This window comes from Pseudomonas sp. p99-361, from assembly GCF_003935475.1.
GTDB lineage: Bacteria > Pseudomonadota > Gammaproteobacteria > Pseudomonadales > Pseudomonadaceae > Aquipseudomonas > Aquipseudomonas juntendi.
The window spans coordinates 70,140-85,186 of record NZ_RHQO01000012.1 but is presented as its reverse complement, the minus strand read 5'-3'; the positions used below and the strand labels follow the sequence as shown (position 1 = coordinate 85,186).

At 61.0% G+C, this 15,047-nt stretch carries 21 protein-coding genes; all 21 read left to right on the top strand.

Annotated elements, in window-relative coordinates:
- The first annotated feature begins 174 nt into the window (after positions 1-174).
- The 21 genes from EGJ22_RS08140 (at position 175) to EGJ22_RS08045 (ending at position 15,007) form a co-directional block, all read left to right on the top strand.
- Complete coding sequence (locus EGJ22_RS08140; RefSeq protein WP_012313238.1) at positions 175-684, top strand: acyloxyacyl hydrolase; 510 nt, start codon at positions 175-177, stop codon at positions 682-684.
- 249 nt (positions 685-933) lie between these two features.
- Positions 934-1,308, top strand: coding sequence for a putative holin (locus EGJ22_RS08135; RefSeq protein WP_029885575.1), 375 nt, complete (start codon positions 934-936; stop codon positions 1,306-1,308).
- Positions 1,309-1,590: a phage holin family protein gene (locus EGJ22_RS08130; protein WP_017147910.1), complete on the top strand. Its 282-nt coding sequence runs from the start codon at positions 1,309-1,311 to the stop codon at positions 1,588-1,590.
- Entirely contained in the window at positions 1,590-1,808 is a 219-nt protein-coding gene (locus EGJ22_RS08125) for a hypothetical protein (protein ID WP_029885576.1), read from the top strand. The genes EGJ22_RS08130 and EGJ22_RS08125 overlap by 1 nt, the downstream gene beginning before the upstream one ends.
- The gene (locus EGJ22_RS08120) at positions 1,808-2,146 is read left to right on the top strand and encodes an HNH endonuclease (RefSeq protein ID WP_029885577.1); all 339 of its coding nucleotides are present in this window, start codon (positions 1,808-1,810) and stop codon (positions 2,144-2,146) included. The genes EGJ22_RS08125 and EGJ22_RS08120 overlap by 1 nt, the downstream gene beginning before the upstream one ends.
- 8 nt (positions 2,147-2,154) lie before the next feature.
- Positions 2,155-2,790, top strand: coding sequence for an HNH endonuclease (locus tag EGJ22_RS08115; RefSeq protein ID WP_029885578.1), 636 nt, complete (start codon positions 2,155-2,157; stop codon positions 2,788-2,790).
- Positions 2,791-2,945: 155 nt separating this feature from the next.
- Positions 2,946-3,491 carry a terminase gene (locus EGJ22_RS08110; RefSeq protein WP_029885579.1) on the top strand — a complete coding sequence of 182 codons (546 nt, stop codon included), beginning with the start codon at positions 2,946-2,948 and terminating at the stop codon, positions 3,489-3,491.
- Positions 3,491-5,176, top strand: a complete 1,686-nt coding sequence (locus EGJ22_RS08105; protein ID WP_029885580.1) for a terminase large subunit — start codon at positions 3,491-3,493, stop codon at positions 5,174-5,176. The genes EGJ22_RS08110 and EGJ22_RS08105 overlap by 1 nt, the downstream gene beginning before the upstream one ends.
- A 2-nt stretch (positions 5,177-5,178) precedes the next feature.
- The gene (locus tag EGJ22_RS08100) at positions 5,179-6,393 is read left to right on the top strand and encodes a phage portal protein (protein ID WP_029885581.1); all 1,215 of its coding nucleotides are present in this window, start codon (positions 5,179-5,181) and stop codon (positions 6,391-6,393) included.
- The gene (locus tag EGJ22_RS08095) at positions 6,380-7,021 is read left to right on the top strand and encodes an HK97 family phage prohead protease (protein ID WP_029885582.1); all 642 of its coding nucleotides are present in this window, start codon (positions 6,380-6,382) and stop codon (positions 7,019-7,021) included. Before EGJ22_RS08100 ends, EGJ22_RS08095 begins: the two co-directional genes overlap by 14 nt.
- Complete coding sequence (locus tag EGJ22_RS08090) at positions 7,018-8,220, top strand: phage major capsid protein (protein ID WP_029885583.1); 1,203 nt, start codon at positions 7,018-7,020, stop codon at positions 8,218-8,220. Before EGJ22_RS08095 ends, EGJ22_RS08090 begins: the two co-directional genes overlap by 4 nt.
- A 51-nt stretch (positions 8,221-8,271) precedes the next feature.
- Positions 8,272-8,523 (top strand): hypothetical protein, encoded by a 252-nt coding sequence (locus tag EGJ22_RS08085; RefSeq protein WP_033744421.1) that lies wholly within the window; start codon positions 8,272-8,274, stop codon positions 8,521-8,523.
- A complete protein-coding gene (locus EGJ22_RS08080; protein ID WP_029885585.1) occupies positions 8,524-8,820 on the top strand; it encodes a head-tail connector protein in 297 nt (98 codons plus the stop codon).
- Positions 8,820-9,146 carry a phage head closure protein gene (locus EGJ22_RS08075; RefSeq protein ID WP_029885586.1) on the top strand — a complete coding sequence of 109 codons (327 nt, stop codon included), beginning with the start codon at positions 8,820-8,822 and terminating at the stop codon, positions 9,144-9,146. Before EGJ22_RS08080 ends, EGJ22_RS08075 begins: the two co-directional genes overlap by 1 nt.
- A gap of 8 nt (positions 9,147-9,154) precedes the next feature.
- The gene (locus EGJ22_RS26095) at positions 9,155-9,325 is read left to right on the top strand and encodes a hypothetical protein (protein WP_009681825.1); all 171 of its coding nucleotides are present in this window, start codon (positions 9,155-9,157) and stop codon (positions 9,323-9,325) included.
- 3 nt (positions 9,326-9,328) lie between these two features.
- On the top strand, positions 9,329-9,829 hold the full coding sequence (locus tag EGJ22_RS08070) for an HK97 gp10 family phage protein (RefSeq protein WP_029885587.1): 501 nt from the start codon (positions 9,329-9,331) through the stop codon (positions 9,827-9,829).
- Positions 9,822-10,208 (top strand): DUF3168 domain-containing protein, encoded by a 387-nt coding sequence (locus tag EGJ22_RS08065; RefSeq protein WP_029885588.1) that lies wholly within the window; start codon positions 9,822-9,824, stop codon positions 10,206-10,208. The genes EGJ22_RS08070 and EGJ22_RS08065 overlap by 8 nt, the downstream gene beginning before the upstream one ends.
- 54 nt (positions 10,209-10,262) lie before the next feature.
- Positions 10,263-10,760, top strand: a complete 498-nt coding sequence (locus tag EGJ22_RS08060) for a hypothetical protein (RefSeq protein ID WP_029885589.1) — start codon at positions 10,263-10,265, stop codon at positions 10,758-10,760.
- Positions 10,761-10,772: 12 nt separating this feature from the next.
- Positions 10,773-11,102, top strand: a complete 330-nt coding sequence (locus EGJ22_RS08055) for a hypothetical protein (RefSeq protein WP_029885590.1) — start codon at positions 10,773-10,775, stop codon at positions 11,100-11,102.
- A 306-nt stretch (positions 11,103-11,408) separates the two neighbouring features.
- On the top strand, positions 11,409-11,735 hold the full coding sequence (locus tag EGJ22_RS08050) for a hypothetical protein (RefSeq protein ID WP_125920177.1): 327 nt from the start codon (positions 11,409-11,411) through the stop codon (positions 11,733-11,735).
- Positions 11,736-11,791: 56 nt separating this feature from the next.
- Complete coding sequence (locus tag EGJ22_RS08045) at positions 11,792-15,007, top strand: phage tail tape measure protein (protein ID WP_029885592.1); 3,216 nt, start codon at positions 11,792-11,794, stop codon at positions 15,005-15,007.
- Positions 15,008-15,047 lie beyond the last annotated feature (40 nt).

The window sequence follows — 15,047 nt, the reverse complement described above, 5'->3', positions numbered from 1 at the left end:
TTGCAACGTTACGCGACACAGACAAACCCCGGCCATCGTGTCGGGGTTTTGTGTTTTTGAGGGGCTTCGATTCAGGTAGCCCTCCAGAAAAAGCATTTTTCTTGTATGAGGGAACGATTTGATAGCGCTATGATTCTGATAGGTTGCTACTCAATAATATGGAAGACCGTGAGTATGAAAAACGTTCTCGCCGTTGTGGCGCTTTCCCTTTTCGCTGCGTCCGCCGGAGCGGCTGAGCTATCCGGAGCGCTTGGCGCGACAGGCCAAGGTGGTCTTACAGCGCGCGTCGGCATTGGCTTTAACTGGGACAAAAGCTGGTTTGAATCCAGTACTGGCCGTCTCACCGGTTATTGGGATGCTGGCTACACCTACTGGGAAGCAGGCGATGCTTCAGGTGGGGCTCACTCGCTGTCCTTCGCTCCTGTGTTCGTCTATGAGTTCGGCAGTGGGAATGTGAAGCCCTTCATCGAGGCGGGTATCGGCGTGGCCGTGTTCTCAGGCACTTCGGCAGGCGATCAGGATTTTGGCTCTGCTTTCAACTTCGAAGACCGTATTGGTGCGGGTCTCAAGATTGGCGAGACACAGAAAGTAGGCATCCGAGCGATTCACTACTCCAACGCTGGTATCAAGCAGCCGAACGACGGCATTGAGTCGTACTCTCTCTTCTACAGTCACCAGATTTAACCATTTTCTGCGTTGCTCCCCTTGCCCGCCCTGTGTGGGCTTTTTTATGCGGATGACACGCTCAGGCAGCTGGGCTAAGTCGGTAGTGGCGTCGATCAAAGCCGTGCGCTCCCTGATCGGCTACGCGATGAGAGTCTGGGGTACGTGACCCAGCGAGCCAGACCACCAAGCCGGGTAAGCACCGGCCCTCCGCAACTTATTCCAAGCCTCGGCATTCGCTGGGGCTTTTTCGTATCTGGAGCATCACCTATGGCCGAGCCAAGCACCGGCGCCCTTGCAGTGACCGGCGTACTTGCCAGCGTTGGCCTGGGCGCTTTCTTTCCTCAGCTGGACCTGGCCACCCTGGTGGGCGCGTTCGGCGGGGCTTTCTTCTACGTCGTGTATGCCAGAGACATCGGCATGCTTCGCCGCATTGGCTACCTGCTTGCTGGCTGGATCGGTGGCTACCTCGGTGCTGCTGAGCTGATGGGGCGAGCCTGGACGCAGACGGCGGGCTTTGCTGCGTTCACTTGCGGCGTCCTGTGTGTGGTCACGTTCTCCGGCTTGCTGGAGTGGATGCAGACCGGCCAGATGCCGCGCTGGCTGCAATGGGTCTTCCGCCTGCGAGCCAGGAAGGAGGGTTGAATGGTTGCCGTTATCCAAGCCGCGCTGTGTGCCGTCATCTTCGTGATGATTGGGCTGCGCTACCGGCCCTACCCCGATGCCCGCTACAAGCTGGGTATCTCGCTGATGGCCTGGGCCGCGTGCGCTATCACGGGCATGCAGTGCGTGAGCCTGATCGGCCGCATGGTACTGCATGACGACTTCGCCGACGCGTCCTGGTTCAACATCGCGTTCTACCTGCTGGCTGCCATCCTGGTGTGCCGGGCCAAGGGGAATGTCGCCAAGATCGTGAGGGTTGATTGATGAAGAGCGCCGAGCAATCCCGCCTCAAGTATCTGTTGTCGTCGCGCCCGTTGATCGTGAAGCGCGAGGGCATGCATGTGTGCCTTCACGACGCTTTCAGTGGCGAGGTGCTGGCAGGACAGACCAAGGTCCACCTCATTCAGGAGGCTGGGCAGGTCACGCGTCTGGTTGTCGAGTTCAACTGTGACGGCGAATACGTTCGCCTGGATGGTGAGTGATGGCCAGGCTCAAGACGCTTGGCTCCCGCATCAAGGAGAGCGCTGGCTCACGGGTCAAGGTGGTCGCTCCAGGCAGCTGGCGTAGCGGCATGACCAGCTCTCAGCGTGGTTACGGCTACAAGTGGCAGAAGGCGCGAGAACGCTACTTGCTCGATAACCCTCTCTGCGTGTACTGCGCTCGGCAAGGTCGCACCAACGCGGCCACGGTGGTGGACCATAGCGTGCCTCACCGTGGTGATCAGCAGATCTTCTGGGACCAGAGCCTGTGGGTGTCCCTGTGCACCCACTGCCACTCTTCGGTCAAGCAGAAAGAAGAGAACCAAACCCTCCTTCGATAGAGGCCTGTATGCCCAAAGCAACCCAGGCAGCCTTGTGCTGTGTACCTGGCTGCCTCGCTGTGGCCAACCGTAAAGGGGCGAGGATGTGCGAGAAGCACTACACGCGACAACGCCGGACAGGCACGACCGATCAGGTGAGCAGGGTCAAGTCGGGGCTGCTGACCAACGCCTACGGTTACAAGCTGGCGCACTCGCCAGATCATCCGCTGCGCCGGCAAAGCAACCGCGTCTATGAACACCGCATCGTGTATCACGCTCATCATGGTGATGGCCCATTTGCATGTCACTGGTGCTCAGCCCAGGTGACTTGGGATGACATGCATGTCGATCACCTCAACGACCGAACCGATGACAACCGGCCAGATAATCTGGTGGCGAGCTGCGCTCGCTGCAACCAGAAGCGCGGCCTCCCCAAGATGACAAGGACACACCAGCTCAAGTCTGACCGCCGCTACACGGCGCACGGCAAGACGATGTGTCTCAGTGAATGGAGCAGGCACCTCAGCATCTCGCGCGCCGCCATTGAATATCGACTCAAAGCCGGTTGGCGGCATGAGGATGTGTTCTCGCCCAGGAAGGGTAGATCTGGTCCACCCAGTCGTAGGGTCAAGCAGGCCGAAGAGGCAGCCGGCCTGGGTGGCTGAGGCGCCTAGCTCGCGCGAATCCTCGAAAACGGCCTTCGAGGCACGCCAATGACGTGCTTCGGGGTAGGGGGTGGTCAAATGATAGGGATTCTCGCTTAGCTAGACCGCCACCGACCCCACGTACAGATTTTTTTCCCCCACAGGATTTTTGTTAAATGGCTTTAACATCCCGCAAGCGCGCTTTCATCGCTGCGCTGAGGGAAGGTGCGTCCAATCGAGACGCTGCCGTGGCGGCCGGCTATTCCGAGAAGACAGCGTCTGCGGCGGGCTCTCGGCTGGTCAAGGACAAGGACGTCGCTGCCGAACTGATGAAGCTGCGTGCCCTGGGGCTGATGCCTCCAGATGTTAAAGGCGATGTTAAACCGGATGTTAAAGCCAGGCCCGCCGCCAAGGCTGCCAAAGAGGCTGAGCCGGGCCCGGAAGGGGCACCGGAATCCGAGGAGCAAGCAGAGCCGGAGCGTGCCGGCTTCGACCTGGCCCAGGCGCTGCTCCACCGTGACCCGAAGGACTTCCTCCTCTCGGTGATGAACGACATGGGCACGGAAGCGAAGCTTCGCGTAGATGCCGCCAAGGCCCTGATGCCTTTCGTTCACCCGCGCAAAGGCGAGAGCGGCAAGAAGGATCAGGCCCAGGCCAACGCCGATAAGGCAGCTACCGGCAAGTTCGGCACCCGCCGCGGCCCGCTGCAGTCGGTGAAATGATGGAGTGGTCAACCGCCTGCCCAGACTGGGAGCAGCGCATAGTTGCCCGCCGGAGCCTGATTCCGTTCGAGCCGCTGTTCCCGACCGAGGCTGAGGAAGCCCTGGACGTGTTCGGCGCGCTGCGCATGGTGGACGCCACCGGCAGCCCGTTGATGTGCGAAACCGTGCGCGACTGGGTCAACCAGTTCGTGGCTGCGATCTTCGGCGCCTATGACCCGGATTCAGGCCGGCGCCTGGTCAGCGAGTTCATGCTGCTGATCAGCAAGAAGAACGGCAAGTCGACCATCGCCGCCGGCATCATGCTCACCGCACTGATCCTTAACTGGCGGGCGTCGGGTGAGTTCATCATCTTGGCGCCGACCAAGGAGATCGCGGATAACTCCTACCTCCCGATCCGGGACATGGTGGGTGCTGACGAAGAGCTCAAGGCCTTGCTCAAGGTGCAGGATCACCTGCGCACCGTGACGCACCGTCAGACTAACGCCACCCTCAAGGTGGTTGCGGCGGACAGCGAGACGGTGTCGGGCAAGAAAGCCATCGGCGTGTTCGTTGACGAGCTGTGGGTGTTCGGCAAGCGGGCCAACGCCGAGGCCATGCTACGCGAGGCCACTGGTGGCCTGGCCTCTCGGCCAGAGGGATTCATCATCTGGGCCACCACCCAGTCCGATGCGCCGCCGGCCGGCGTGTTCCGCCAGAAGCTGATGTACGCCCGGAAGGTTCGGGATGGGGAGATCATCGACAAGTCGTTTCTGCCCGTGCTGTACGAGTTCCCCAAGGCGATGCTCGATGCCGGTGCCCACCGGGATTTCTCCAACGCCTACATCACCAACCCGAACCTGGGGCTTTCGGTAGACGAGCCGTTCATCGAGCGCGGCTATGCGCAGGCTCAACTCGACGGAGAGGAGTCGTTCCGGGGCTTCCTGGCCAAGCACCTCAACGTCGAGATCGGCCTGGCCCTGCTATCGGACAGGTGGGCCGGGGCGGACTTCTGGGAGCAGCAAGCGTCCGAGCTCTGCCGTACGTTGGACGATCTGCTCGAGCGCTGCGAGGTGATCGACATCGGCGTCGACGGCGGCGGTCTTGACGACCTGCTGGGCCTGGCTGCCATCGGCCGGGAGACTGGCACGCGCCGCTGGCTGACGTGGACCCACGCCTGGGCTCACCCCTCCGTTCTGGAGCGGCGCAAGTCCGAGGCGCCGCGGATCCGCGACTTCGCCAAGGACGGGCACCTGACCCTGGTGCAGCGTATCGGTGACGACATCGAGGACGTGGCCCAGCTTGTGGCGCGAGTGGAGCAGGCCGGCCTGCTGGACAAAGTCGGTCTAGACCCGGCGGGCGTCGGCGCCATTCTCGATGCACTCGAGGCGGTCGGCATACCGCGCGACAAGATCGACGGTGTTTCACAGGGCTGGCGCCTGGGCGGGGCGATCAAGACTGCCGAGCGCAAGCTGGCCGAGGGGACGCTGCTGCACGGTGGCCAGCCGCTCATGGCCTGGTGCTGCGGCAACGCCCGCGTCGAGCCACGGGGCAACTCGATCCTGATCACCAAGCAGGCCAGCGGCTCGGCAAAGATCGACCCGCTGATGGCGCTGTTCAACGCTGTGACGCTGATGGCGCTCAACCCTGAGGCGAAGGGCGGCATGGACAACTACCTCAACAACGGCTTCTTCGACCTCATAGGCTGACCATGAGATTCAAATGGTACAAACCCTCGACCTGGGGCTTTTTCGGTTACACCGACCCCGTTACTGGGGACTACGTGGAAGCCGACCTCGAGGTGGGTGGCAAACGGACCAAGGCTGGCGTTCGGATCACGACAAAGAACGCGCTCTCGATCAGCATGGTCTGGTCCTGCGTCAAGATCCTTTCCGAGTCGCTGAGCGGTCTGCCGCTCAAGCTCTACGACGACAAGGGTGGCGGGCGGGAGTTGATCAGCGGCAGCGACCGGATGCTCAAGCTGCTTCGCAAGCCCAACCCGTACATGACGATGCTGAACTTCCTCAAGTTCGTGGTCGTGAACATGGCCCTTCGCGGCAATGCCTTTGCCCTGATCGAGCGCAACGGCAAGGGCGACATCATCGGCCTGGTTCCGCTCGATGGCCGGACAGTGCAGATCGATACCGAGGAGGATCTGCTGTACACCGTGACGCCTTCGGAAGGAGACCCGTTCCCCGTCTCGCCGGAGTACATGCTGCACTTCAAGCTGTTCAGCCTTGACGGTGTGGTCGGCCTCTCGCCCTTGGAGTACCAGGCCGAAACCATGGGCCTGGCCAAGGCCGGCCAGCAGTGGTCGGCGCGGTTCATGAGGAAGGGCGGCTTCACCGGCGGCTATGTCATCTACGACGGCTTCCTGACCGACCAGCAGCAGGCGCAGGTGCTCAAGCGATTCCCCGACGTACGCAAGGCCGACACCGATGACATCGGCAAGATGGCCATTCTGCAGGGCGGCCCGAAGATCGTGCCGGCAGGGATCAGCCAGAAAGACGCACAGTTCATCGAGTCCCAGCAGTTCCAGGAAGAAGCCCTGGCGGGTATCTACGGCGTTCCGCTGTGGCTGGCCAACCGTGCGGGCAAGACCTCGATCATGGGCTCGAACCTTGAGCAGCAGCTCATCGGGTTCATCACCTTCGGCCTCAAGCCCTACATCGACACCATTGAAGACGAGCTGAACAGCAAGCTGTTTGGCAGCACCACACGCTTCGTCGAGTTCGTGGTCGAGGGGCTGCTGCGCGCTGATAGCGCAGGCCGTGCCACGTACCTGGGGGCAGCGCTCGGCGGTTCAGGCGGCTCTGGCTGGATGACCATCAACGAAGCCCGCGCCAAGGAAAATCTGCCTCTCTTGGAAGGCGACGAATACAACCGGGTCACCCGGTGGGAGGTTCAGAAAAATGGCGACTCTTGAGGTTCCAATCGAACTCAAGTCGGTTGACGACGCGGGCAACTTCGAAGCTTACGCCGCCGTGTTCAACAACGTGGATCTGGGCGACGACGTGATCCTGCCTGGGGCCTTCACCCGTGTGAAAGCGACCCGTGCAGGCAAGCTCAAGCTGGCCCTGTACCACGACCTGACCCGCCTGGTCGGCGCCGCCGATTACGCCCAGGACGACCATGGGCTGCTGCTCAAGGGCCAGGTCAATCTCAATGTGAGCTATGCCCGCGATGCCTATGAGCTGATGAAGGCCGACATCCTCGACAGCATGTCGATCGGCTTCAACACCATCAAGGCAGATTTCGAGGAGCGCGCCGGCCGGCGTGTACGCCTCATCAAGGAGGCCGAACTGTGGGAGGCCTCCTTCGTCCCGTTCGGCATGAACCCCGAGGCGCAGGTGCTCAGCGTCAAGTCGGACATCAGGCTTTTCGAGAAGGCGCTGCGCGAACGCATGGGCCTCTCGCAGAAGGAAGCGGCGGCAGTCGCTTCGCTCGGCTACACCGCGCTGCGCCGTGATGGCGGAAGCGAGGCCACGGCGATCGTGGATGAGCTGAAAGAAATTTCCACCCTGTTCACCCACCATTTTGGAGCATCGCAATGAGCGAAGTGAAAGAGCTGAAAGATACCATCGAGCTGCAACTGAAGAGCGGCTTCGAGGGCCTGCAGAAGAAGTACGACGCGGCCATGGAGGAGGTCGAGAAGGGCAACAAGGTTACCGGCGACCTGAAGAAGCAGATCGAAGACCAGAAGGGCGAGTTGCAGAAGGTCATCGACCAGGTCGTGGACCTGGAGCAGAAGGGCGTCAAGCTGCGTGGCCAGCCCGGCGAGGGCAAAAGCTTCATCGACATGATCAAGGGCGATGATGGTTACAAGGCCCTGAACCAGAAGAACGCCGCCCAGGCCCAGCTCGAAGTGACCAAGTCCGACATGGCCAGCATGAAGGAGATGAAGGTTACCAGCGCCGGCATCGTGCCGCCTGTCTACGATCCTGTGATCCAACCAGGTATTCGTCAGGAACTGCGCATCCGCGACCTTCTGACCGTCATCCCTGTGTCGGCGCAGGAGTACACCTACTTCCGTGAGCTGTTGCACACCAAGGGCGCCGCGCCGGTGGCGGAGGGCGGTCTCAAGCCCACCAGCAACGTGACCTTCGAGCGCATCACCGATCGCGTGAAAAAACTGGCGGTATGGATGCCGGTCACCGACGAAGCTCTCGATGACGTTCCGCAGATGCTCGCCTACATCCAGCAGCTGCTGCGCTACGACCTGAAACTGGAAGAAGAAACGCAGATCCTCAAGGGCGACGGCACCGGCGACAACCTCAACGGCCTGATGACCCAGGCAACCAGCTATGACGTAGCCTTGAACAAGGCTGGCGACACGTCGATCGACCTGGTGCGCCGTGCCATCTATCAGGTGCGCAAGCAGTCGAAGATGTCCGCAGACGGCGCGGTTATGACCGAGCTGGACTGGATGAACATCGAGCTGCAGAAGGACGGCGAGAACCGCTACCTGTTCGCCAACCTTCAGGGTCTCGTGACCCCGGTTCTGTGGGGGCGTCCAGTGATCACCTCCGACAGCATGGACGAAGGGGGCACCGACACCGGCGGTGAGTTCCTGGTCGCGAACTTCGCCCGATCCGTCACCCTGTTCGATCGCCTCACCTTCCTGTTCAAGATGGGCCTGATCAACGATCAATTCATCCGCAACGAGCGGGCGCTGCTGGTCGAGGAGCGGCTGGGCCTCGGTGTTCGCCGCCGCGAAGCGCTGGTCAAGGGCCGCTTCCCAGCTGCCAAGTAATCCTCACCCGCTGGCCGGCAGATCGCCGGCCTCTTTGTTTTTGGAGGCATCATGAAAATCAAGATCGAGTGGGGATTTGTCGGCCAGGGCGCGCTGCTGGGCTCCGACACGAACAAAGTCGTCGCGGGGCAGGTGTTCGACGATGCGAACGACGAGTACGCACACACCCTCATTGGCAAGGGCCTGGCGGTGGAGCTCGACGCCAATGGCAAGCCTCGCGTGCCGAAGCCGAAAGAAACCAAGCCCGCAGCGCCGAAGGAGGACAAGGCCGCTGCTGACAAAGCAGCTGACGAGGCCAAGTAAATGGTCGACCTAGCCACCGTGAAGCTGCACCTGCGCGTCGACGGTGACGATGAAGACCCGTTGATTGGCGGCTACATCGAAGCCGCCAAGGCGCACGTCGAGCAGCACTGCGACCGGAAGCTGGTCGAGGGCGAACCCATTGAGCCAGAGCAGATGGGGCTCACCGGGGACGTGCAGCAGGCCATCTTGCTGCTGGTGGGGCATTGGTACGCCAACCGGGAGGCAGTGGCCGCGGGCGGGCTCACTTCCGTGCCGCTCGCTGTTGACCGCCTGCTCTGGTACAGGAAGCGATTCTGATGAGAGCCGGACCAATGAGGCACCGCTGCATTCTGGCCCAGGTCGTGCGTGAGCAGAACAGCACCGGCGGCTTCAAGGAGACCTGGCCGGCGACAGCTGAGGTGTGGGCCGAGGTCACGATGCCCACCGGACGGGTCATGCCCGTGGCGGAGCAGCTGCAGGCGACTGTCACCGCCGAGATCCGCATCCGGCCGCGAAAGGATATCGCCGCCGGCTGGCGGGTCACCGAAAAGCGCACCGGCATCACCTACAAGGTCGAGGCCGCATTGCTCAACAACGAACGGGACATGCTGCGGCTGCTGTGCTCCAGCGTCCCCAACCCATGAGGTGAACCATGAAAATTCGTGCACTGGGCCCGCTGACGGGCGCATCTGGTGAGCGCGAGAAGGGCGAAGAGTTCGAGGTGACCAAGGAGCAGGGCGAAGGCCTGATTGCTCGAGGCTACGCTGAGGCCGTGGTCGACAAGGCCGTCAAGCCAGCAAAGGCCGAACCAGCCAAGGAGTAGGTCATGGCGCGCCGCTCGAAAATGCGCGGCGACATCCGCCTCCGGCGGACGCTGCGCAACATCCACAAGACGATGGACAACGAGTTGGCCCCGGCGATGCGCCAAGCCGCTGAGCGGGTTCTGGCCACCCAGCAACAGCTGATGCCCAAGGACACGGGAGCAGCGGCCGCCGCGCTGAAGATCTACGTCGCGCCCAGCGGGCTGGATGCGCAGATCGGCATTCGAGGAAAGCGCGACAATCGAAAGTTCTTCTACCTGCGCTTCATCGAGTACGGAACCAAGGGCTACATCGGCGGCAAGCGCGCAGGGAGCCGGAACCGCCGCGCAACCAACAAGAGCGATGGCGAACACTTCTTCGGCAAATACCCGGATATTCCGGCCAGGCCGGCGCATCCCTGGCTACGCCCGTCCATCGACGTAAACCGCGAGTACGTCATGGCTGATATCGAGACGGCGGTGCGTCGAACGCTCCGCAAGGCAAGCCAGGGGGTAGGCAATGGCTGATCCCTCTGTTGCCCTGCAAGAGGCGCTGTTTGCCAGGCTCCTCGCCGAGGTCAGTTGCCCGATCTACGACGGTGCGCCGATGAACGCCGATATGCCCTACGTGTCGATTGACCGCGAGGTCTCGTTCAACGAAAGCCCGATCTCCGGGCGCAAGCGCGAGCAGCGCCTGCTGTACCTATCCGTCTGGTCTGATGCTGTAGGCCAGGCCGAAGTGAAGCGCATCAACGGCGAGGTGATCGCCGCCCTGGATGAGCGCCCGCTGCCGCTGGAGGTTGGCCGCGCTGTATCGGTACGCGTCATCCAGTCGGACGCCCAGCGGGATGCTGACGGCGTTACCTACCAGGGCTCGATCACGGTTCGCGTCATCACCACCCACTGATTCAACCACCGGCCGCGCTGCGGCTTTATCCAATGTGCCTTTGGAGGAACCCCCATGGCCGAAGACAACCTCAACACAGCCGCTGGCTGCCGCCTCTTTATCGGTGGCAAGACCGGCGCGGACACGGAAACTGAATACAAGGCCGATACCTACGTAGAAGTGGGTGAGATCGAGGACCTGGGCGAGTTCGGTGACACCTTCAGCAACGTGACCTTCACCTCGCTGAAAGACGGCCGCGTGCGCAAGTACAAGGGCACTGCTGACGCTGGCGACCTGACCGTTACTGTCGGCCTGGACAGCGGTGACGCCGGCCAGCGTGCAGTCAAGACCGCGCACAAGGACCGCAGCAAGGGGGACTACAACGTTAAGATCACCCTGAATGACGGTGACCCGACCGCAACGCCAGTTATCAACCCGACCACCTTCTACATGCGGGTCAAGGTGATGAATAACACCGTTGCACCAGGTGCTGCTGACAACGTGGTGCGCCGCAACATCACCATGGGCATCAACTCCGACGTGCTGGAAATTCCGGCCGCCGCCGCTGCCTGATAGGGGGCCTCTGTGAGCAAAACTCTACACGGGACCGTGACCATCAAACTGGGCGATGAAGAGTACACTCTCCAGCCCACCCTAAAAGCAGTTCGTGCTATCGAAAGCCGCTTCGGCGGCCTGCGCGGTGCATCCGCAGCCCTGCATGCAGTCGGCGTAGATGCGGTGGCCTTCATCATCGCTGCTGGCGCAGGTCTGGAAGGGAAGGCTGCCGAAGCGCTGCCCGAGAAGGTCTGGCAGGAAGGCGTGGCCGGGCTGACACCGGTAGTCACCAACTACCTTGGCGCTCTCTACAATCCGCGAGGCGGTGACCCGGGAAACGACCAAGCCGGGACGGCGTAAGCGCTGTCGAGGATGGCAGCTACGTCGACCGGCTGTATGGGATCGCCACCGGGTGGCTGGGATGGGCGCCGGATGTGGCCTGGTGTACGCCGCTGCCTGAGCTATTCATGGCCATGGATGCCAGGATTGAATGGACTCAGATGACTAACCCGTTCGGCAGCGGGAAGAAGCAGGGCGTGAAGGAGAAACCAAGTGCTTCGAATGTGGCCGACAAGCTGAGGATGGCGTTGACTGGGAGAAAGTCTTACTAACCAGGCGCCTTGATCGTCTTCTTGATATGGTAGTCATTTTCGTGAGGAGTCTACCGTGATCAGGAAGATTGGCTTGGGAGTTTTTGCCCAGTGCGCTGTTTTTTCGCTCGCCTTCGCCGCTGGCACCCCGGCATCAAATGATGACCTAGCGGCACTGAAAATAGCGATGGCAGATCGGTTGAAAGATGCAGACAGTGCAAAATTTAAAAATGTGAGGATCGGCAAAGATAAAGCGACTTGTGGCCTTGTAAACTCAAAAAACTCATATGGTGCGTATGTCGGATTTGAGCCTTTCATGGCGGTGAAACTTTCTAGCGGTAATTTCGTTGTTATTGATGTGGGAGAGGCTGCCGGACAAGTTTGTTCAAAAAAAGGAATTTGATCTTCCTTCCAACTTATTGAAGCCCGCCTTGAGCGGGCTTTTTTGTAGGCTATGAAATGGCTGACCAACAAATTCAAGGAATGCTCGTCCAGATTGAGGCCACCACCGCGCAGTTACGGCGCGAGTTGGCGAGTGCCGATCAGCTGGTGTCCAAGACCAGTCAGACAATTGATCGCAACTTGGCGACGGTTGACTCCGCGTTTGAGCGAGCGGGCGCTGCGGCTCAAGGCGCGGGAACACTCATGCGCGGGGCCTTTGCCGCGGTAGCGGGCGCCGGCCTGATCGGGGGCATCATCAAGCAAGTGGATGCCTACGGCCAGATGTCTGACCGGATGAAGGCAGCTACTGGAAGTGCTGCCGACTACCAGGCTGTGCAAGAGCACCTGATGCAGACCGCGCAGGAAACCTACCGACCTCTGGCTGAGGCGCAAGAACTGTATATCCGCACGGCGGATGTGATGCGCAGCTTAGGCTTCAACACCGAGCAGACGCTCGATATCACCGACAGCTTCAGTTTCCTGCTCGTAACCAACGCCGCGTCAGCGGACAAAGCAAGCTCGGCGCTGGACGCCTACTCAAAAGCATTGGCTACAGGGAAGGTAGATGCGGATGGGTGGATTTCTATCCAAACTGCGATGCCGACAATCGTGGACGCGATTGCCCGCGCGACCGGAAAGAGCACTGACGAAGTGCGCAAGCTGGGCAGCGAGGGCAAGCTTGCTCTGGATGACATTAACATCGGTCTGCTGAAAAGTGTTGAGATAAACCGCAAAGCAGCGGCCGACATGTCTACCAGTGTTCAAGATGCCTTGAACAACATCAGCAACGCGATTGGCAACTTCCTTGGAAAGATGGAAGAGCAAACCGGGGCCGTTGGCGGTCTCTCGAAGGTCATCGTCACGCTCGGAGAGCATTTCGATTTAGTCGCGACAGCCATTGGCGGTGTCGGTGTTGCGGCGCTTACTTCCTATACCGCCAAAACATACATGGCAGTGAAGGCTGCCGTAGCTCAGCGGGTAGCAGAGTTCAGGAATGCCCAAGCTGCTTTAAGCGGTGCTGAGGCCCAGCGCATTTACGCCCAGGCGCAGGTGCGGCAAGCAGAGGCGTCGGTAGCAGCCGCGACTGGCCTGAATAGACTCAGCCTGGTTCAGACCCAGCTATTGCCAAAACAAGCGGCCCTCACGGCGTCAACCGAGGCGCTGGCCATTGCCCAGGCCAACCTAACACGTGCCGCTACCGGTGGTTTGCTGACGGCGCTGGGCGGCCCGATGGGGTTGGCGATTCTGGCCGGCACGGCTGCGGCCAGTTTCCTCCTGTTGCGAGACAACTCCGACTCACTCGAGAAGAAGTTAGGAGACCTCAGCGATCCGCTCGACAAGCTGGTCGAGCGCTTCAACAAGCTGAACAGGGCGACCCAGGCGGTGGCTCTGAGGGAACTGCAAGACAAGATCGACGACCTGCAGAGCCAGCTGGGGCAGACGTCGGGCGCGATTGCCGACAAATTCGAGAACGACCTACGCGGTTTGGGGGCCGCTGGCGTTGATGGGTTCATCGCCGGGCTAGCGCCAATGCCCGAGGAGGCACGGAAAGCACTCGAGATAGTGCGAACAGCCGCTAATGACTTCTCAAAGGGCGCAGTAGTTGACTGGAAGGCCGTAGCAGATCAGGTGCGCGGAATTCCCGGCGTCACTGAGGCGATGGCCCAGGCCATCGAGACAGGTCAGGTCAGGGCATCTGAACTCAGCGCCGCGCTTGCCAATCTGCGATCCAAATTTTCGGAACTGACCAGCGAGACTGACCGGAACACCGTTTCGACGCAGGAAAACAACGCCGCCAAGGCTGGCATGAGCACGGCCGGTCAGACCTACCTCGAAACGTTGCAGAAGCAGCTGGCGGGCCTGCAAGACAATGGCGATGCTACCAAGATCGTTAATCGCTATCTTGCTGAACACGCCGACCTTACCGAAACAGACCGGCAGGCAATTCTGTCGGCGGCGAGCGCGATCGAAGCACAGAAGAAAGCCAACCAGGGCGCGAAGCAGCAAACCAAGGATGCCACCACGGCGCAAACCAAGCTCAATCAGCAGCTGAAAGAGGCGGAAACCGCGTACCAGCAGCTGAAGAAAGCCTTCGACCCGGTCGGCGCAGCGTCCGATGAGTTTCAGAAGCAAACCAAGAATCTCGACCTACTGCTGGCGCAGAAGAAGATCACGACCGGGGAGTACGGTAAGGCCCTCGGTGCGCTTGCCGAGCAATTCAATAATGCCGTGCAGGCCTCGACCGGTCTGTCGCGGGCCATGAAGTACCAGGCCGATCTGGAGCGCCAGTTGGCGCTTGCCCAGCAGCAGGGCGATGCCGCAGCGGCAGCGGTAGGCATGGGCGACAAGCGGGCTGGTCGCGCTCAGTCGCGCCTGGCCCTCGAGCAGGAAAACAACAGCAAGATTCTGGCGCTGCGAGACGAGCTGGCGACAGCCAGCACTGAGAAACAGCGTCAGGAGCTGGAGAAGCAGATTGCCTTGAGGCAAGAGTACGGGGCCAAGCTGGTACAGGTCCAAGAAGACACCTTCGTCAAGATCGACGCGGCTCAGTCTGACTGGACAAATGGCGCGTCAGCTGCCTTGGAAAACTACCTCGACAGTGCCGCCGATGTAGCCGGCCAGACGCAGGAGTTGTTCTCCAATGCCTTCGGCAACCTGGAGGATGGCATCACTCAGTTCGTGAAAACCGGCAAGTTCCAGTTCAAGGACTTCGCCGACTCCGTGATTGAGGATCTGATTCGCATCCAGGTGCGCCAAGCGGCTGCTGGCTTCCTCAGCTCGGCGTTTGGTTTCCTTGGTGGCGGTACCCAGGCACTTGGCCAAGGCACGATGACGGGCTTCAGTGAGGTCATCCCGAATGCCAAAGGCGGTGTCTACGATTCCCCCAGCCTGTCAGCTTACTCCGGCGGAGTGTACGACAGCCCTCAGATGTTCGCCTTCGCCAAGGGAGCGGGAGTTTTCGCAGAGGCCGGGCCAGAAGCGATCTTGCCCCTGCACCGGGGGCCGGACGGTTCGCTTGGTGTAATGGCCGCAGGCGCGGGCGGAGAAACGGGCTCACCATCGATCACCTTTGGGGGCATCACTCAACACATCCAGGTGGGGGGGCAAGCAGACGCGGCCACGCTCGCCGATGTTCGGCGCGCAGCCGAACAGGGTGCGCGGGATGGCTACGACCTGATGCTGCGTGACTTCAAAACGAACGGCGCCGGCCGGCAGATGCTGCGCCGAACTTAACAACCCATGCCAGCTCTGGCAGGCACTTTTGGAGTTATCC